The 19,063-nt window shown below is 62.1% G+C and carries 14 protein-coding genes; 2 read left to right on the top strand and 12 right to left on the bottom strand.

The window, feature by feature from the left end; genetic code table 11:
• Nucleotide 1: 1 nt before the first annotated feature.
• The 11 genes from H7687_RS09215 to H7687_RS09165 all read right to left on the bottom strand — a co-directional run bounded on the left by H7687_RS09215 (nt 2) and on the right by H7687_RS09165 (nt 13,411).
• The gene (locus H7687_RS09215; protein WP_183346753.1) at nt 2–1,267 is read right to left on the bottom strand and encodes a putative nucleotidyltransferase substrate binding domain-containing protein; all 1,266 of its coding nucleotides are present in this window, start codon (nt 1,265–1,267) and stop codon (nt 2–4) included.
• Between the two features lie 261 nt (nt 1,268–1,528).
• Nucleotides 1,529–3,049, bottom strand: a complete 1,521-nt coding sequence (locus tag H7687_RS09210; protein WP_183346752.1) for a VC_2705 family sodium/solute symporter — start codon at nt 3,047–3,049, stop codon at nt 1,529–1,531.
• Nucleotides 3,042–3,365 carry a DUF4212 domain-containing protein gene (locus H7687_RS09205; protein WP_183346751.1) on the bottom strand — a complete coding sequence of 108 codons (324 nt, stop codon included), beginning with the start codon at nt 3,363–3,365 and terminating at the stop codon, nt 3,042–3,044. The genes H7687_RS09210 and H7687_RS09205 overlap by 8 nt, the downstream gene beginning before the upstream one ends.
• Before the next feature lie 60 nt (nt 3,366–3,425).
• Entirely contained in the window at nt 3,426–4,643 is a 1,218-nt protein-coding gene (locus H7687_RS09200; protein WP_183346750.1) for a putative nucleotidyltransferase substrate binding domain-containing protein, read from the bottom strand.
• Nucleotides 4,644–4,851: 208 nt separating this feature from the next.
• Complete coding sequence (locus H7687_RS09195; RefSeq protein WP_183346749.1) at nt 4,852–6,846, bottom strand: solute symporter family protein; 1,995 nt, start codon at nt 6,844–6,846, stop codon at nt 4,852–4,854.
• A gap of 16 nt (nt 6,847–6,862) precedes the next feature.
• Complete coding sequence (locus H7687_RS09190; protein WP_183346748.1) at nt 6,863–7,174, bottom strand: DUF485 domain-containing protein; 312 nt, start codon at nt 7,172–7,174, stop codon at nt 6,863–6,865.
• 867 nt (nt 7,175–8,041) lie between these two features.
• Complete coding sequence (locus H7687_RS09185; protein WP_183346747.1) at nt 8,042–9,094, bottom strand: hypothetical protein; 1,053 nt, start codon at nt 9,092–9,094, stop codon at nt 8,042–8,044.
• 31 nt (nt 9,095–9,125) lie between these two features.
• Complete coding sequence (locus H7687_RS09180; RefSeq protein WP_012529954.1) at nt 9,126–9,377, bottom strand: hypothetical protein; 252 nt, start codon at nt 9,375–9,377, stop codon at nt 9,126–9,128.
• A 70-nt stretch (nt 9,378–9,447) separates the two neighbouring features.
• Nucleotides 9,448–9,645 (bottom strand): hypothetical protein, encoded by a 198-nt coding sequence (locus H7687_RS09175; RefSeq protein WP_183346746.1) that lies wholly within the window; start codon nt 9,643–9,645, stop codon nt 9,448–9,450.
• A 377-nt stretch (nt 9,646–10,022) separates the two neighbouring features.
• Nucleotides 10,023–11,405 (bottom strand): sigma-54-dependent transcriptional regulator, encoded by a 1,383-nt coding sequence (locus H7687_RS09170; protein ID WP_183346745.1) that lies wholly within the window; start codon nt 11,403–11,405, stop codon nt 10,023–10,025.
• A 35-nt stretch (nt 11,406–11,440) separates the two neighbouring features.
• Nucleotides 11,441–13,411, bottom strand: a complete 1,971-nt coding sequence (locus tag H7687_RS09165; protein ID WP_183346744.1) for a cache domain-containing protein — start codon at nt 13,409–13,411, stop codon at nt 11,441–11,443.
• A 234-nt stretch (nt 13,412–13,645) separates the two neighbouring features.
• Here H7687_RS09165 and H7687_RS09160 point away from each other — a divergent pair, with 234 nt between their 5' ends.
• Nucleotides 13,646–14,557: a DUF2156 domain-containing protein gene (locus H7687_RS09160; protein ID WP_183346743.1), complete on the top strand. Its 912-nt coding sequence runs from the start codon at nt 13,646–13,648 to the stop codon at nt 14,555–14,557.
• 103 nt (nt 14,558–14,660) lie between these two features.
• Here H7687_RS09160 and mnmH read toward each other — a convergent pair whose 3' ends face one another.
• Nucleotides 14,661–15,689, bottom strand: a complete 1,029-nt coding sequence (gene mnmH / locus H7687_RS09155; RefSeq protein ID WP_183346742.1) for a tRNA 2-selenouridine(34) synthase MnmH — start codon at nt 15,687–15,689, stop codon at nt 14,661–14,663.
• Between the two features lie 230 nt (nt 15,690–15,919).
• On the opposite strand from mnmH, the gene secA reads away from it, so the two are divergent.
• On the top strand, nt 15,920–18,802 hold the full coding sequence (gene secA / locus H7687_RS09150; protein ID WP_183346741.1) for a preprotein translocase subunit SecA: 2,883 nt from the start codon (nt 15,920–15,922) through the stop codon (nt 18,800–18,802).
• The last annotated feature ends 261 nt before the right edge of the window (nt 18,803–19,063 follow it).

Genomic DNA, 19,063 nt, shown 5'->3' with positions numbered 1-19,063 from the left:
CCTATACCTGTCCCACCAACCGCTGGTAGGCGATCTTCTGCAGGCTGAGCACCGCCTCCAGCGCACTCCGCAGCCGCCCGTCCAGGGTCATGCTGAACTCCTCCGGGTTGGCGAAGGCTGCCGCCCCCTCGCTGCGGATCTCACCCTCGATCCTCAACTGCATCAGGCACTGCAGCGCCTTCAGGAGCCGCTCGGCCAGGTCCACGTCCAGCGCGCCCCGGTACAGGAGCTGCCGCACCCGCTCCAGCGTGCCCCCCTCGTGCACCTCCGCCTGCAGCGCCAGGATGCGCACCAGCTGCACCAGGGGGGAGAGCCCCAGTGTCTCGACGTCGATCTCGCCGTGGTGCTCGCCGCCGCGCTCCAGGCGCCAGCGCCCGAAGTGCCCGAGGGCGAGCGGGAGGCTGATGACCCGGCGCGCCAGCTGGAAGAAGGGGTCGCGCCCGCGTTGCTCCCTGAGGGCGGCTGCCGCCGCGGTGAGCGCCTGTTCGGCCAGCGGCTCGAAACCCGCCACGTGGCACAGGTCGGCCATCGACTCCAGGCGCCAGCGCCACTCGGGAAGCGGGGGCGCCGCCTGTTTCTGGGCCGCGGCAAAGGGGAGCATCGGCTCCAGTTCCGGCGTGGGAGGCTCGTGCCGGTCCCCGTTTTTCAGCAGCGAGCGCCATTCGGTGAGGGAGCCGTGCCAGGGCGTTTCCCCGGCGGCCAAAAGTCCCGCCTCGAGGAGCGCCTGGGTGAGCTGGCGGCTGAACAGGAAGAAGCGCTGGGAGTCGAGCTGGTGCAGCAAGAGGTACCGGTTGCGGCTGTAGAGGGTCTGTTCGCCGCGGCCACGGTCCCCCGAGACGAGCAGCGCGTAGACCGGCGCCGTCCCCTGCCCCAGGTCGCGCATGCGCTCCTCGGCCAGTTGTGCCGCCCGCAGCAGCACCTGGTCGTGCAGCTTGTTGCAGGCGCCGCACAGGGCCAGGGGGGAGTTGCGGCGGCGGAAATGGGCGGCGAGCAGTTCCCGGTAACGGGTCTGGAGCGGCACCAGCGAGGCCGGGGTGGGGGCCTCCGCGATGGCCTGGTCCAGTGTCGCCAGCTCCTGGTCCAGTTGCCCCTCGTAGGCCAGTTCCTCCTTGAGCGAGTCGATCAGCGTGCCGAGGAAGGCCTCCGCCTCGCGGGACGAACTGCTGCCCCACTTGCGCTCCAGGCGCGTCTTGAGGCTTGCCACCAGTTCCGTACTGGCGCGCCACTTGAGGATCTCGTCACCCTTGGTTCCCAAAAGCATGGGCATAAAAGCTCCAAAAACAGGAAAAACCGGTTAGAAGGTTCAACGTTCAACGTTCGATTGTGTGCGCGCTCCGTTGGCACCTGTGTGGTGACGGCAAGCGCACCAACTGGAACAGACTGAAAAGCCGTTCAAGGTTCGACGTTCGATTCTCTACCCGCCATGTGGCACCTGCACCGTGACGGCAACGCACCAGCTAAAAGCCGCAATTCAAGGATGAGCCTAACGTCGAACATTGAACGTTGAACGTTGAACATCTTTTGCCTCTTAATCCAGGTGCCCGTGTACCTCCTGCTCCAGGAAGCGTCTCATCTCCTCGGGGGGGGCGGGGGTCGCCAGGGAGACGGCGATCATCACGCAGATGACCAGCGGTGCGCCGCACAGGGCGGAGGCGGTGACCGGGAAATAGGAGGCTACCCCCGGCAGTATCCCGCCCAGGAGCGGGGCGGCCACGGTGCAGAGGACGCCGGTGACCATGCCGGCGATGGCGCCGTAACGGTTGGCACGGTCCCACCAGATCCCGAGGAGAAACAGCGGAAAGATGGTGTTGCCGGCCAGGGCGAAGGCGACCGCGGTGATCTCGGCGATGAGCCCGGGCGGATTCATCGCCACCAGGAGCACCAGCGCGGCCAGTACCAGGGTCCCCCCCTTGGCCACCTGCATGCGCGCCCTCTCGCTGGCCTTGGGGTTCACGAAGCTGTAGTAGAGGTCGTGGGAGATGGAGGCGGCCCCGGTCATCAACAGACCGGCCACGGTGAAGAAGGCGGCCGACAGCGCCCCGGCCGCCAGCACCCCCACCAGCCACCCGGGGAGCCCGGCCATGAGGGCGGTCTTCAGCGCGATGACGTCGGCCGCGGCGCGGGCGGTCTCGGGGGCAAAGACGATGCCGTGGCGCGCCTCCAAAAGCCTGCCGAAGACGGCGAAGGCAGGGGCGGACCAGTAGATGAGGGCGATGAAGAAGAGCCCCCAGACCACGCTCCAGCGGGCGTCACGTACGTTGGGAACGGTATAGAACCGCGACAGCACGTGGGGCAGTCCGCCGGTCCCCACCATGAGCGTGAAGCAGAGCGCGCACCACTCGAAGAGGGAGTCCCCGGCGAAGGGGAGGGTGAAGTCGATGCGGAACTCCCGGGCCAGGTCGGTCAGGGCCCGGCCGTAGCCGAACTGCGGCAGCAGCCAGAAATAGCCGAGCTTCTTCGCCAGCCACATGAGGGGCACGATGAAGGCGACGCAGATCACCAGGTACTGCAACTGCTGGTTGCGCGGGACCCCGAGGGCCCCGGAGATCACCAGGTAGGAGACCACGGCCAGCGCCCCGTAGGTGACCCCCTGCTCGTAGCCGATGTCGAACATGAAGGCGAAGATGAGCCCGATCCCCTTGAACTGGGCCACGCAGTAGATCACCGAGATGGCGATGGCGATCACCGCGGCCATGAGCCGCGCCGCGGGGGAGCCGTAGCGCTCGCCCACGAACTCCGGGGTGGTGAACTTGCCGAAGCGCCTGATCTGGCTTGCCAACAGCACCAGTAGCAGCACGTAGCCGCCGGTCCAGCCGATCACGTAGGCGAGCCCCTGGTAGCCGCGCAGGTAGATGATGCCGGCCAGGCCCATGAGGCTTGCGGCGCTCATCCAGTTGCTGGCGATGGCCGCGCCGCCGCCGATCCTGCCGGTGTAGCGCCCGCCGAAGCCGTACTCGTGGCTCTCGCGCGACTTCTGCCTGAGCCCGACCAGGATGAAGGAAAGCAGCACCAGCAGAACGACGAAGATGGACCAGGACGAGTCATTCATAGCTTCTGTCTCTCCTGCGGCTGTGGTACTCGCTGATGCGGTCCACGTAGATGTTGAAGATGACGCACAGGACGATGAACCACAGGGGGAGGAACTGCCCGGTGAACCAGAAGTGCAGCGGCAGGTTAAACAGGGTGAGACGGGTCAACAGGCTGCCGGCGCCGGTGCCGCGGCAGGCGTAGACCAGGAACTGGAACCCGAAGGTGCAGACTCCCCAGCCGAACAGGAGGGCGAGGATGATGTGCACCTCGTCCCGCATGTGCCCCTCCTTGGGGCGGAACAGGTTGACCTTGTGGGACTTTTCCGGCCGGCTCATGTCTCCTCCGCTCATGGCGGCCCGCCGCGGGAACCCCGCAGGACCGCATACCGCTCGCTCCTAGACTATGGAGAAGTTGGTGTGGATGGTTTTCTGCAAGTCCTCGATGAGAAGCAGCGCCTGCCTGATCCGCTCCCGCTCGTCGGCGGGAAGCGAATACGGGTTCAGGTAGTAGGCGTCGTTCTGGATCCCCTTGATCACCTTGATCTGGAGCAGGATGCGGTGCTTGGTGAGGATGCGGTAGGCGGCCACCAGCCCCCGCGCCATGTTGGCGGAGAAGCTGTGTTCCTTTTCCAGCAGTTCGATCCTCTTCACGGTCGAGGTAGCGGGGATGCCCTGGTTGATGGCCAGGATGCGCACGTTCATCACCAGGGGGGCCCAAGCCAGGAGTTTCAGGTTGAAGGATCCCTTGTGTTCGCCGCTCCCCTCGGTCCAGAACCGCTTCAGGAAGCCCAGCGCCAGTTTCATCTCGGTGGCGGCCTTGGCCATGCCCCAAAGGGCCATGAAGTAGTCCTGCAGCAGGGAGCGGATCAGGGAGACCAGCTTCCCCGCCAGTTCGGCGTCGCCGGCGACGAAGCGGGCATCGGAGAGGACGATGAGGTCCATCATGTTCTTGCCGTAGTCCTCGGTTTCGTAGCGCACGATGGCGTGCAGCCGGCGCTGCCACTGCGACAGCGACCCGCGCCAGTTGTCGTTCACCGGCATGATGCCGCCGCTGCACTTCTTGAAGCCGATCTCGGCCAGGCGCTCCACCAGGATCCGGCTGTACTCCTGGAAGTAGCGGTCGGCCTCTTCGCCCCCCTCGTCGCTGTACACGATCAGGTAGTCCTGGTCGGTGATCAGGGTCTGCTCTTCGCGGCCGTCGCTTCCCATGCTGACCAGGGCGAAGGGTGCCGGCGGGGGGGAGGGCATCTCGGCCGCCACCAGCTCCAGCGCGCGGCCGGCCAGGGCGTCGCGGTACCAGGTGCAGTTCTCGTGCAGGGCGGTGACGGAGTAGAAGTTGAGGAAACGCTCCATCTCGAGCTGGTTCAACTCCTCGTGGAGCTTCAGGAGCATCGCGTAGTCGGTCTCGGTGCGGACCCGCTCGATGATGGCCTCTTCGCGCGACGAGTACAGGCGCAGCTTGCCCAGCTCCTCCGAGCTGTGCCACACGAGCCCTTGCAGCAGTTTCTTCCCCTCGTCCCGGTCCAACAGCGGGAGCAGAGCGTGCACCTCCCCCAGCAACTCCGCAAGGAGTTCCCCGTCGCCTGGCTCCGGTGGGTAGATCTGATGGGGCATGTGCGGCCACCTCTTGTTGGATTCAGCTGGCGTTGATTCTACAGAAAAAAATAACGATGTAAAACTGTTTTGCTGATAACCGAAACGATTCGTTGACTTTTTTGTCCCGGCCGGCGGCGGGGAAGGGGAGGAAACGATTGGGCGCGGGCAAAAAAAAAATTGGGGAAGGTTTCCCTTCCCCAATTCCATGCTGCTGTGTTGCCGGGTACTAGTGCTCGACTGCCTTGGCCATACCCAAACCGGTGTTCTGGCGGACGTAGACCTCGTCGAACATCTCCTCGGAGCGCCTGTTCGGGAAGGCCAGGGCGCCCAGGATGGCGGCCATGAAGCCCAGCGGGATGGAGATGAGGCCCGGGTTCTTCAGGGTGAAGAGCGGCTTCTCCAGACCTACCATGGAGGTGCCGGTCTGCTGTGCGTCAACCTTGGCCTTGGCAAGCGCCTTGGCATCCTTCTCGGAGAGGCTCTGGCCGGCCGGCAGGGCCGCCTGCTTCTTCTCCATGGCTGCGATGACCTTCTTGCCGCCTTCGGCGACCACTTTCGGGTAGGTCATGTTCGGGGATACCATCACCAGGCCGATGGAAGCGATGGTGCCTACCAGCAGGCCGGAGATGACGCCGGCGGTGTTGAACTTCCTCCAGAAGAGGGAGAGCACGACGACCGGGAGGTTGCCGGAAGCGGCGACCGCGAAGGCCAGCGCCACCAGGTGGGCAACGTTCTGCTTCTCGGCGGCGAGGCCGATCATGATACCGCAGGCGCCTACCACGAAGGAGGTGGCGCGGGCTGCGAAGACCTGCTCGTGCTGGTCGGCGTGGCCGTCCTTGATCACGTTTACGTAGATGTCGTGTGCGATGGCCGCGGAGGCTGCCAGTACCAGGCCGGAGACGACGGCGAGGATGGTAGCGAAGGCGACGGCGCACAGGAAGGCGAGGAAGAGGTCGCCGATGATCGGTGCGATGTCTGCGCCCATCTGCTGTGCCAGCATCAGGGTAGCCATGTTGCCGCCCGGGTCGACCGAGGTGATCCCCTGCGGGGTCAGGTGGATAGCGGCGCCGAAGCCGAGCAGGGTGGTCAGTACGTAGAAGCCGCCGATGATGAACATGGCGATGATGACGGACTTACGTGCGGCCTGGGCGGTCGGCACGGTGAAGAAGCGCATCAGGATGTGCGGCATGCCGGCGGTGCCGAGCACGAGGGCCATGCCCAGGGAGATCTGGTCCAGCGGGTTCTTCAGGTACAGGCCGGGCTCGAGGAAGCGCTGGCCGGCGTCGACGCCGGAGAGGATGACGCCATCTTTGAGCACCAGCTTGGAAACGTGGTCCTGGATCTCGGGGCTGCTCACGATGGTAGAGAAGAAGCCGATCGGGTTGAAGCCGGCCTTGATCATGACCAGGAAGGAGAGCAGGAAGGCGCCCGACATGAGCAGGCCCGCCTTGATGATCTGTACCCAGGTGGTGGCGACCATGCCGCCGAAGACGACGTAGCCGACCATGAGGACGCCGACGCCGATGATGGACATCTTGTAGGGGATGCCGATCAGAAGTGCCATGAGCTTGCCTGCACCGACCATCTGGGCGGTGAGGTAGAAGGTGGAGACAGCGACGGTGGAGAGGGCGGCGAAGGCGCGTACCGGTTTGGGCGAGGTCCTGAAGGAGAGGATGTCCCCCAGGGTGTACTTGCCCGCGTTGCGGCACGGTTCCGCCACGATCAGAAGCACGGTGATGTACGCCACCAGCCAGCCGACCGAGTACATGAACCCGTCATAGCCGTAGAGCGAGATGAGGCCGGAAATACCCAGGAAGGATGCTGCCGACATGTAGTCGCCGGCGATGGCCCAGCCGTTCTGGGTGCCGGTGATGCCGCCGCCCGCCGCGTAGAAGTCCGCTGCCGACTTGGTCTGCTTGGCTGCCCAGACCACGACGCCCATGGTGACGGCGATGATGATCATGAACATCCCGATGGTGATGGTCTTGTTGGTCTTCAGTTCCTTCTTGGCCGGTGCCGGGGCGGCAGGGGCAGGGGTGGCCACGGAAGCGGCTGCGTTGGGCGCGGGGGCTGCTGCTGTCGCGGCGGGCGCTCCCTGTGCTGCGGGTGCGCTCATCGCCGGGGCTGCGCCGGCTGCCGGGGCCTTCGCCTCTTCGGCATAGGCGGCTGCGGCGACCGAGAGGGCCAAGCTGGCTGCTATGAATATCTTCTTGATGGTCATGTCCTGTCCTCCTTTCCTAGAGATGTAATTCGTCGATCAGTTCCCTGGTCAACCGGTCAAAGTCCTTGTTGGCAACGTGGGAGTAGTAGAGTGCAATCCCCCAGGAGACGAAGAACTGGGAGAGTGCGAAGATGTACCCGAAATTGACCACGCCAATGATTTTGACCTTGAAGATTCCCGGTGTGTAGGCCGCCCCGATGGGGAGCAGGAAATAGTACACACAGGAGAAAATCCACCACCCGAAAAGGAAGGCCGTCTTCTTGTGATGTAGCTCCACGAACTTGGGATTTTTTGCGATTGCTTTCCAGTCGTACTGTTTTTCTGCCATGGTTGTCACTCCTTTCTCAGTAAGATGCGTTGCGGCGGCGTCCCGCCCCTCTGGTTTCAGTTACCGATAAATCCCCCTTTCCTGATCTCTAAATTTTGTTTCTAAAATCGTCGGTGCTGTTTTGCTGAAAATGGTTAAAGCGTTCTGTTTGGACCGCTGCTTTGCAAGTTACTGTTTTTGCGGAGTTGAATCGGTCGGATGCCCGGATCTGGCTCTTTGGTCTGCTTCCGCCCTCCGGCGCATTTTCCGTATACGTGAGTTTGTTGTACCACATGATTTTCAAATGTACAATAAAAATAAACAGCGTTCTAAATAAATTGGCGTCCGAAACGCGCCTTGTTTTACGATCTGGTTGGCTGCAAATATTGTAAATTACACGGTAAAAAAGAAAAGTGCACGGTAAATTATTTTTTATTATTGTTGGCTGGTGTCGCGGAAGGGAGCGTTTGGGCGGATTTTGTGCGGTTGTTTTGCGACTTGCTCAAACGCTGTCGCATTATTGTGTCAAACAATTCTGTTACTCAATTTCGCGTGCCGGTGAGCCCGCAGGCGCACTATCCCGTGACGAACGGGCTGGTCTTGGTGGCTGGCTGCAGGCTTGGGACTGGCTTTCACGGGTCAGGGCAGCTTTGTGAAGCCGTCACATGCCAGCTAATGACTGGAAGTGCCAATGTGCGGCGATTGTTTTAGCTTTGAGTGGAAATGGCAGAAGGTATGCTGACAGGCTTTGCATGAATGGGTCATGAGTAAATGGAAATTTGATGTGACAACGTTTGAGTTTCCAAGTATTTCGCCGGAAAAGGTTCCAAACAAAGGGGAAGCCATTGCTGGCTTCCCCTTTTGATACAGATGGATTCTGGAAAGGAACTATACTTGTTTTTCAGTTGTCAGTCGGTGCGAAGGTCCGTTCATTCGGATCGCCGCTGCGAACTCCATCCAGAAGATGAGATAGATGGAAATCATCAGGGAGAGCCCGATGTTGGCGTTCTCCGGCCCCAGGGCCTTGGAGAGGATCGGGGAGGCGAAGCCGGCGCCGAGGGTCCCGGTGGCCCGCTCCAGGAGGTAGAAGACGGGTAGGGTGATCAGGGTCCCGGCAAACATGATGGCGATGCCGCGTCCCCGTTTGACCCAGTACTTGGGCGAGAAGCCGAACATGCGCATGAAGATCACCACCAGGATGATCCAGACCGAGTAGTCGACGGCCGCATCGGGAAGGGCCAGCTTGTTCTTGACCAGGGCCACCTCGAGGATGGTGACCGCGAACAGCAGCACGAACATCCAGTTGAACTTCTCGTTGGCCTGGGTCTGCCAGTTGCGGCTGTCGGGGGCCGCGGTCTCGCGCATGGAGTGGTTCGGCGTCCCCAGCGCCGAGAAGAGGATGGCGAACCAGATCCCCGCGTTGTGGAACAGAAGCGAGGCGTGGTTGCCGGCCACGTTGGCGATGCGGGACATGGGATCCCGGGCAAAGTCGGCGGCGATGCGCATCAGGAACAGGTTCACGATCACCGAGCACATGATGATCACGGTGAGGGTGAAGATGCGCCGCGGCAAAAGGTACGGGTCGATCCGGTCCGGGAAGCCGAGGATGAAGGCGAACCAGATCAGGTACATGATGAGCGGGATGCCCAGGCAGATGCCGTACACCGAGTTGCCGGCGAAGTCCCCGTTCTGGGCGTAGATGATGTACTTGTCGTCGTTGTCGGGGTCGGTGTTGACCGCCTGCACCACTTCCTTGGGCACCTTTTTCACGTGGGGGAGAAGCCCCATGCCGTACCAGCCATGGTCGCCCTGCGTGGTGTCCACCACCCAGTACTGGTCCCCCATCATCTCGTCGAGCCCCTGGAAGATTCTCAGGGAAAAGGTCGCGCAGAGGACGACGACGACCAAAAGAAGAATCACGTTTGACAGTTTCATCGGCATGTGACGTTCCTCCCAATCGGCGCCAGGCGCGTTATTCCTTGTGGGTAGTCCAGAACATGGAGACCGCGTTGGCGGCGAAGAGGCCATAGAGCCACATAGTGTTCCAGGCCGGCCCGGACCAGTGGCTGCCGCGCCCGCCGCCAACCACGCCGGAGGCGATCACGATGCCGATCATGGCGGTAAAGGCTACCATGGCGACGGCGCGCAGGATCGCTGAGTTGCGCCAGGTATGCCGCTCCAACTCCTCAAGCCTCGAGAGCAGTTCAAGTTCTTTCTCACTCATCGCCGTTCTCCTTTTCCATTAGTAGTACAGAGCTGCTGTTGATTCGCCCCCGCCCGGCTTCACCCGTCGGCTACACCAGGCAGAGGTTGGAATCGAGTTGTCCCACCGGCATACGGTCGGACAGCTCCTGGTATTTGAGGCACTCCCGGTACCGGCAACTGCAGAAGGTGATGATCTGCTTCACGTCGTGCGGCGAGATGTAGCCGCAACCCACGTCGCAGTAATCATCATTTTTGCCGAAGAAGGGGCAGACCGTTGCTTCCTGCATAGGACCTCATACCTTTTTACAACGTAAAGAAAGGGTGACGTAGACAGTATTAGCAACTGCCGTACCAATTTGCCGTTTACCGGGGCTGGTGTCGTAAAGCCACCTGATTTCATGTGTTTGTGCCGGCAGGGGAGAAGGGCGGGCAGGAGGCGGCAAGGGGGCTTTCGCAAAATCGCGAAGAAAGATTAAAGGGGGACCAAGCGGGAGTTAACCTTTGGCGGCGGGCGCCGATTGCGTTGGATTGTCTTAAAGTGGCGTGAAAACGGGAGTTTGTACGGCTGGGGGTGGGTGGGGAACCCGGCTTTGCAAGCCTGCAACTGGGGCGGCGCCACTTTTTGCAATGCTGCAAAAGCGTCCGCCCCCTTTTTTTCGCGGCCTCAGCTGTTGTACTCGTCCTTGCGGATGCCGTACTTCTTGATCTTGCGGTAGATGGTGGCCATGTTGGTGCCGGCTTCCTTGGCGGCCGCCTCGACGTTGCCCTGGTTCTTGCGCAAAAGTCCCCTCAGGTACTCGGTCTCGAAGCGCATCAGCGCCTTGGAGTATTCGCCTTCCTCGGCGATGGCCTCGCCGGCGCTGTCGGTGGGGACCACCTCGATGAACTGGGACAAGACCGGCAGGGTGATGTAGTCGCTGCTCTCCATGGCGATGCAGGCCTCGATCACGTTCTTGAGCTGGCGGATGTTGCCCGGCCAGGCGAAGTCGACAGCGGCCTCCATGGCGTCGTGGCTGAGCCCCTTGATCTGGGTGCCGAACTTGGCGTTTTGCAGCGAGATGAAGTGCGCCGCCAAAAGGGCGATGTCGTCTCTGCGCTGGCGCAGCGGGGGGAGGTGGATGTTGACCACGTTGAGCCGGTAGTAGAGGTCCTCGCGGAACTCCCCGGCCTTGACCGCCTGCTTCATGTCGGCGTTGGTGGCCGAGAGGATGCGGACGTCGACCTTGGTCGGGGTCGGGTCGCCCAGCCGGTTGAACTCCTGCTCCTGGAGAAAGCGCAAGAGCGTCTTCTGCACGGTCATGGGGAGGTTGCCCACCTCGTCCAGGAACAGTGTCCCCCCGTCGGCGGTTTCCAGGAGGCCGCGCCGGTTCTCGGTGGCGCCGGTGAAGGCTCCCTTCTTGTAGCCGAACAGCTCGCTCTCCAGAAGCGAGGCGGGAAGGGCGCCGCAGTTGATGGCGACGAACTTCTTCTCCTTCCTGGGGGAGTTGTAGTGCACGGCCTGGGCGATCAACTCCTTGCCGGTGCCGGACTCGCCGGTGATGAGCACCGAGGTGTCGCGCACGGCGAGCTTCTCCACCCGCTCCAGCACCTCTTTCAGCGCCGTGGAGGCCCCGATGATGTTGCCGAAGTTGAAGCGCCCCACCAGTTCCTCGCGCAGCTCGCGGTTCTCCTCCATGAGGCGGGTGTGCTGCAGCGCGTTCTTGACCCGGTACAAAAGCTCCTCGGGTTCGAAGGGCTTGGTGAGCATGTCGTAGGCCCCCTTTCTGAGGGCCTGGATGGACATCTCCACGGTGGCGTAGGCGGTCACCATGATTACCGGTATGGCGGGATCCTTCTGCTTCACCTTCTGCAAAAGCTCCAGCCCGTCCATGCCCGGCATCTTGATGTCGGTGACCAGCAGGTCCCACTGCCCGGCCTGGAAGCTCTCGGCGGCCTCGAAGCTCCTGGTGAACGCGGATACGGCGTAACCGTTATCCGACAGGACCGCCTCCATCATCCGGCACAGCCCCTCCTCGTTGTCTACCAACATCACCCGTTTCTTGGTCATGGACCTACTCCGTCAGCCGCGCTTGGCGGTCATTGTTAGCAGTATTCTTCCCTTTGCAGGGGGAGGCGCACCTCGACCGTGGTTCCCACGCCCATCTCGCTCTCGATGCCGATCTTGCCGTGGTGCTGCTCCACGATCTGCCTGGTGATGGCAAGCCCGAGGCCGGTCCCCTTCACCTTGGTGGTGAAGAAGGGCTCGAAGATGCGCTCCATGTGCTCCGGCGATATGCCGGCGCCGTTGTCGCGGAACTTGAGGCTCACCCACTCCTCGCCCCCGGGCTCCGTGCTCACCACCAGCTCGCCCCCCTTCTGCATGGCCGCGCCCGCGTTGAGGATCAGGTTGATGGCCACCTGGCGCAGCTGGTCGCCGTCCACCATGATGGGCGGCAGGGTGCGGTCGAAGCTCTTCTTCACGGTGACGTGGTGCATGTCGGTGTGGTTGGCGGCGAAGTCGACGATCTGTTCCAAAAGGTCGTTGATGTCCGTCTCCTCCAGGACCGGCTGCGGGGTCCGGGCGTAGGAGAGGAGATCCTGCACGATCTTCTTGCAGCGCTTGCTCTCCCGCTTGATCTCGTGGATGAACTTGTAGTTGGGGTCCTCCGGGGTGAGCTTCTTCTCGATGTAGGCCGCGTACCCCAGGATGACCCCCAGCGGGTTGTTGATCTCGTGGGCCACCCCCGAGGAGAGCACCCCCAGCGAGGCCATCTTCCCCTGCTGGGCGAGATTGGCCTCGAGTTCCTTGTTGTGCTTGATGATCCTGGTCATCCGGTTGAAGGCGTGGGCGAGCTCGCCCAACTCGTCCTCGCTCTCCACCGGCATGGTCTCGTCCAGCCTTCCCTGCTTGACCTTGCGGATCACCTCGATCATGCGGCTGATGGGCTCGGTCATGACGCGCGAGGCGAGCAGCACCATGAACACCGACAGCACCGAGATCAGGATGGTGAGCACCACCATGCTCTCCAGGATGCGCCCCTTGATGGCGTTGGCCTCCTGGTAGAATTCCTCCTCGTAGGAGCCGACGGCCACGATCCAGTTCCAGGGCTCGAAGTACTCGTAGCGCACGATCTTCATGCGCGGCGCCTCTTCACCCTTGTTCTTCCAGGGGTAGCGGATCCAGCCGTTTTTGCGCTCGCACATCTCCTTGATGAAGTGCTGGCCGTTGAAGTCCTGGGCGTTGAGGAAGTTCCGCCCCTCGCCGGTGGGATGGATCATGAAGTTGCCGGAGCTGTCCATGGCGTAGATGTAGCCGGTCTTGCCCACCTTCTTGCTCTTGATCTTCTCCTTGAGTGCCTCGAAGGAGCGGCGCTCGAAGGCCAAGTCCTCGTAGGTCTCCTCGAGGTAGCCGCCGGCGGCGATGATCCAGTCCCACTCCTTGAAGTAGCGGTAGGCGACCACCTTCTTCCTGAGCGATTTGTCGCCCAGTGCCGCGTTCTTCCAGGGATAGACGATGTAGAGCACCTCGCCGGGCTTGGCGCGGTGCGCCTTCTCGATCATCTCCTTGATGAAGTAGCGGCCGGTCTCGTCCCGGCTGTCGGAGACGTTGGCGCCTTCCTGGGCCACGTGGACCTTCAGGTCGCCGCGGCTGTTCATGGCGTAGATGTAGCCGGTCTTGCCGACGTTCACCTTCAAAAGGGCGTTTCTGGCCTCGTGCATCGCCGTGGCCAGGTCCATGCGCCCGGACTTCTGCAGGTTGTGCTGGCTCTTGACCACGTTATAGGCCAGCTCGCTCACCGTCTTAAGTTCTTCGTGGAAGGTCTTTTCCTTGTCCTGCTTGTAGACCTGGAACTGCTGGTAGTGGGAGTTGAGAAGGTCGACCGTGAACGAGGCCATGTGCTGCAGGTCGTCCTTGCTGGTCTGGGTGATGCCGAGGTAGGCCTGCTTGGTGGAGATGTAGCCGATGATGCCACCCACCAGGAAAATCGGGATGATCACCAGGGGGAGCACCAGGACCACCATCTTCCAGCGCAGCTTCAGGTTCTTTATGACATTGAAGAGATATCTCTGCACTGCGCCCCCGGAAAAATCCGTTTCTTTTCGCCGCCATTGTCGTGACTCCGTGCACGCGGCGGCGCTGCATTTTGCTTTAGATTACTGGCTTTGCGTCAGCCAAACAGCTTTTTGCAAATACTACGGGTAGAGTAAGCGCGATACTACCGTATACGGTGCGAGAAATGCCAGCCTTTTTTCGCAATTCTGCAAAAAAATGAGTATACTGTGACAGATTTTTCCCGGGAGAGAGTCATGGAGATTCCGCGTTACCCACAAAGCCGCGCCATCGACCTGCAGGACAAGCCGCTGTTGGACAGGCTTTTCGCCGAGTTGCAGCCTCGGGTTTCGGAGCTGACCTTCGCGAACCTGTACCTGTTCCGCAAGGTGCACGAGTACCGGCTGACGCTGTTGGGGGACGCGGTGCTGGCCCTGGGGCGCGGCTACGACGGCTCCACCTATTTCCTGCCTCCCTTTGGCGGCGACATCGCCGCGGCGACGCGGGAGCTTTTGGACCAGGGGCTCACCCTGTACGGCGCCGACGACGGCTTCCTGGAGCGCCACCTGGACGGGGGGGAGGGGCTGGAGGCGCTGGCGGACCGCAACAATTTCGACTACCTGCACCTGAAGGATGAGATGGCGCAGTTAAGCGGGAAGCAGTACCACAAGAAGAAGAACCGGGTGAACTACTTTCTCAATCGCCACCGGCACCAGGTGGAGATCCTCAATGACGGGCACCTCGCGGGGGCGCTGGCGCTGTTAGGGGAGTGGGGCCGGGTCAGGACCGAGATCGTGCCGCGGGGGACGGGGCAGGGGGGCTCGGTGCAGGGGGAGATCGAGGGCGCGGCGGAGGCGCTCAGGCTGCACCGCGAGCTGGGGCTTTCCGGGGTGGTGATCCTGGTGGATGGTGCGGTGCGCGGCTTTGCGCTGGGGGAGAGGCTGAACCGGGAGACGGCGGTGTGTCACTTCGAGAAGGGGGATCTCTTCATGGAGGGGCTGTACCAGCTTTTGGACCGGGAGTTCTCCCGGCTTTTGTTCACCGATTGCACCTATCTCAACCGCGAGCAGGACTTGGGCGAGGAGTCGCTTAGGCAGGCGAAGCTGTCCTACCACCCGGTGGAGCTGGTGGTGAAGTATAGGGTGAAAAAGGCAGGGGCTAGGGGCTAGGGGGATGAGACTGGCTGTAGGGGCGAATAATTATTCGCCCAACCGCCGGTGCACCTTCATCCGCGGTCGGCGCACGAGGCGCCGGTGCCACCGGGGCGAATGTTTATTCACCCCTACAGGCGGACGCAAGGAAACGTTCCAACTCCTCGGCGGCCCGGTCGAAATCCTCCATGTCCAGCTGGTAGTCCGCTTCCCAGGTCCGGTTCTTATAGTAGACCTTGTCGTAGTAGTCGCAGACCAGCCCCTTCATGAACTCTTCCATCTCCCAGCGCTCCAGGTTTTCGGCCAGTTCGTCGCAGCGCTTGCCGCCCAGCTTCTTCCTGATGCGCTGCAGCGCCACCGCCATCTCCTCCTTGTACTCGGGAAGGCCGTACTCCTCGATCAGCCTGGCCACCCGGGTCTCGAGACTGGCGTGGCACCAGACCCGGATTCCCTGCGCCATCTTCTGGTAGAAATCCCCCGGCAGCGACACGCGGCCGATGCGCTCGCTTTCCCCTTCGAGGATGAGCGGCTGTCCTGCCGGCGCCTTGCGAATGGCGTCCCACAACAGTGATTCGAAGCGCTTCTGGGTGAGGTCCTGGTTCAGGCCGAGTTGTCCGAAGGCGGAACCGCGGTGACAGGCGAGCCCTTCCAGGTCGAGCACCGAGTTGCCCCGTGCCTCAAGGCGCTGCAACAGCGTGGTCTTGCCGATGCCGGTCATGCCGTGCAGCACGATGAGCGGCGTCTTGGGGAGGAAGGGGTTGAAGTAGCCGCCGACCACGTGCCGGTAGCTCTTGTAGCCGCCGATCAGCTGCACCGCCTTCAGCCCGGCCAGGTCGAGTATCGAGGTGACCGTCTTGCTGCGCAGTCCGCCGCGCCAGCAGTAGACCAGGATGGGGCGGCCGCAGGCAGCGTCGGCTATCTGGCGCACCATCTCCGGGAAGCGGTGCGCGGTCATTTCCAGGCCGCGCCGGCGCGCGGCGTAGGGGCCGGCCTCCTTGTGCAGGATGCCGATCTCCACCCTTTCCTCGTTGTCCAAAAGCGGGACGTTGATGGCGCCGGGGATATGGTCCTCTTGGTATTCCAGGGGGGAACGGACGTCCACCAGCAGGTGGCTGTCCAGAAGTTCTTCGTTGAATGGGGTCGTTTCCACGTACACAGGCTCCTTTTTGGCGGGCTCATTATAGAGATGCGCCGCATCGATTGCAACAATCAGGGCGAATAATTATTCGCCCCTACAGTAATCGCTGCACCGGTAGTACCCATTCCTCAAAGCCCGGAAGCCCTTCATAGCAGGCGCCTTTTCAGTTGAGGGTTTCTCACTTTTATGGTAGCGTACACTGTTTTTTTTATCCTGTTTTCACTGCTAAGGAGATTTCATAGATGTTTGGCGCGCTTATAAAGAAGTTTGTCGGGAGCAAGAACGAGCGGGAACTGAAGCGTCTTTGGCCTATCGTGGAGCGCATCAACCAGCTGGAACCCGAGATGGTCAAGCTCTCCGACGACGAGCTGCGCGGCAAGACCGCCCAGTTCAAAGAGCGCTATGCCAAGGGGGAGAGCCTGGACTCCATGCTCCCCGAGGCGTTCGCCGTCTGCCGCGAGGCGGGCAAGCGCGTGCTCGGCATGCGCCACTTCGACGTGCAGCTGATCGGCGGCATGGTGCTCCACTCCGGCAAGATCGCCGAGATGAAGACCGGCGAGGGCAAGACCCTGGTGGCAACCCTCCCGTCCTATTTGAACGGCATCTCCGGCAAGGGCGTGCACGTGGTCACGGTCAACGACTACCTGGCCAAGCGTGACGCCGACTGGATGGGGCGCATCCACAAGTTCCTGGGGCTCTCCGTCGGGGTCATCGTGCACGGTCTGGAGGACTGGGAGCGCCGCGAGGCCTACGCCGCCGACGTCACCTACGGCACCAACAACGAGTTCGGCTTCGACTACCTGCGCGACAACATGAAGTTCGACCTGGCCGACTACGTCCAGCGTCCCTTCAACTTCGCCGTCGTGGACGAGGTCGACTCCATCCTCATCGACGAGGCGAGGACCCCGCTCATCATCTCCGGTCCCACCGAGGACTCCACGGACAAGTACTACATCATCGACCGCATCATCCCCATGCTCAAGAAGGGGGAGGTGATCGAGGTCGAGGCCAACACCCTCTCCGGCAAGAGAAAGACCTACACCGGCGACTTCACCGTGGACGAGAAGGCGAAGAGCGCCACCCTCACCGAGGAAGGGGTGCTCAAGGTCGAGAAGCTCCTGAAGATCGACAACCTGTACGATCCGCGCAACATGGAGATCCTGCACCACACCCAGCAGGCGCTCAGGGCACACGCCCTGTTCAAGCGCGACGTGGACTACGTGGTGCGCGACAACGAGGTCCTCATCGTCGACGAGTTCACCGGCCGTCTCATGCCGGGGCGCCGCTGGTCCGACGGCCTGCACCAGGCCATCGAGGCCAAGGAAGGGGCGAAGATCGAGAACGAGAACCAGACCCTCGCCACCATCACCTTCCAGAACTACTTCCGCATGTACGAGAAGCTGTCGGGCATGACCGGTACCGCCGACACCGAAGCGGAGGAATTCCACAAGATCTACAAGCTGGACGTCGTGGTCATCCCGACCAACCGTCCGCTTTTGCGCCCGGACTTCCCGGACGTCATCTACAAGACCGAGCGTGAGAAGTTCAACGCGGTCATCGCCGAGATCAAGGAGCTGCACGAAAAGGGGCAGCCGATCCTGGTCGGCACCATCTCCATCGAGAAGTCCGAGCAGTTGGCCGAGCTCATGAAGCGCGAGGCAATCCCGCACTTCGTCCTCAACGCGAAGCAGCACGAGCGCGAGGCGGAGATCGTGGCCCAGGCCGGCCGCAAGGGGATGGTCACCATCGCCACCAACATGGCGGGCCGTGGTACCGACATCCTCCTGGGCGGCAACCCCGACGGCCTGGCGCGCCAGGAGTACGGCGGCACGCCGGACTCCAAGGCGGAGGCGTTCGTGCAGGCCTACGTCGAGGCGCAGGCCAACGGCCAGTCCGAGAAGGAGCTTTTGCAGGCGCTGGAGCGTGACTACCCCGGCTGCAGCGCGGCCGTTGCCGGCTACCTGGACGCCCACGAGGAGATCGATTTCGAGGAGCTGCAGGGGCTGGTGCTCCCCGTGTTCAAGAAGCAGTTCGACGCCATCGTCGACAAGTACAAGCCCACCTGCGCCGCCGAGCATGACGAGGTGGTGGCCCTGGGCGGCCTGCACATCCTGGGCACCGAGCGCCACGAGTCGCGCCGTATCGACAACCAGTTGCGCGGCCGTTCCGGCCGTCAGGGCGACCCGGGCTCCTCGCGCTTCTACCTCTCGCTGGAGGACGACCTCTTGCGCATCTTCGGTTCCGAGCGCGTCTCCATGATCATGGACAAGCTGGGCATCGAGGAGGGCGAGGCGATCACCCACGGGCTGATCACCAGGGCCATCGAGAACGCCCAGAAGAAGGTCGAGGCGCACAACTTCGAGATCAGGAAGCACCTGATCGAGTACGACGACGTCATGAACAAGCAGCGCGAGGTGATCTACACCCAGAGAAAGGAGATCCTCGCCGGCAACGAGATCCGGAAGAGCTTCGTGGGCATGCTGGACGAGACCGTGACCGACGTGGTCCAGGCCTTCGTCATAGACCGCACCCCGGCGCGCGAGTGGGACTGGCAGGGGATCACCGACACGGTGTTCCGGCTGTTCGGCTTCAACCTCGACCTCACCCCGGAGCTTTTCGACCGCATCACCCCGGTCAACTTCGAGGAGACGCTGAGAAGCGGCAGCCGCGATCGTTTCAACCAGAAGGTCACCGAGTTCGGCGACGAGCTCATGGACCACCTGATCAAGGTGATCATGCTCCAGGTCATCGACACCCAGTGGAAGGACCACCTTCTCTCCATCGACCACCTGAAGGAAGGGATCGGCCTGCGCGGCTACGGCCAGAAGGATCCGAAGCAGGAGTACAAGCGCGAGGCGTACCAGCTGTTCATGGACATGATGAACAGGATCCGCCAGGAAGTGGTGGAGAAGATCTTCTGGGTGCAGGTCGGCACCGAAGAGGATCTGGAGCAGTACGAGCTGGAGCAGCCCAAGCCGCAGAAGATGGTCTTCAACCTGGTCGAGGAAGAGGAAGAAGAGGCGCCCGGCAAGGGCGGCACCGCCAAGAGCGCGAGGAATGCCGGCCGCAACGAGCCCTGCCCCTGCGGCAGCGGCAAGAAGTACAAGAAGTGCTGCGGCAAGTAAGAAGCCGTTCAACGTTCAACGTTCGACGTTAAAGGACCGCACATCTGCGATATAACTGGCGTGGTGACTTGTCCCCGCACAGTTTCGCAGGTGCAGCCTGATAGAACATTGAGCGTGAAGGTAAGGGCCCACCGTTACCGGTAGCCGTACCGATTCGTCGGCCGCAGGCAACTAGCACTATTGAACATTGAACGTTGAACGTCGAACGGATGTTGACAGGTAGCCGTACCGGTCCGCCGGCCTCAGGCAACCAGCTCTATT

Source organism: Geomonas paludis (genome assembly GCF_014193585.1).
In the GTDB taxonomy this organism is placed as follows: Bacteria; Desulfobacterota; Desulfuromonadia; order Geobacterales; family Geobacteraceae; genus Geomonas; species Geomonas paludis.
The sequence above is the reverse complement of the archived record's forward strand: the minus strand, read 5'-3'. Positions and strand labels throughout refer to the sequence as shown.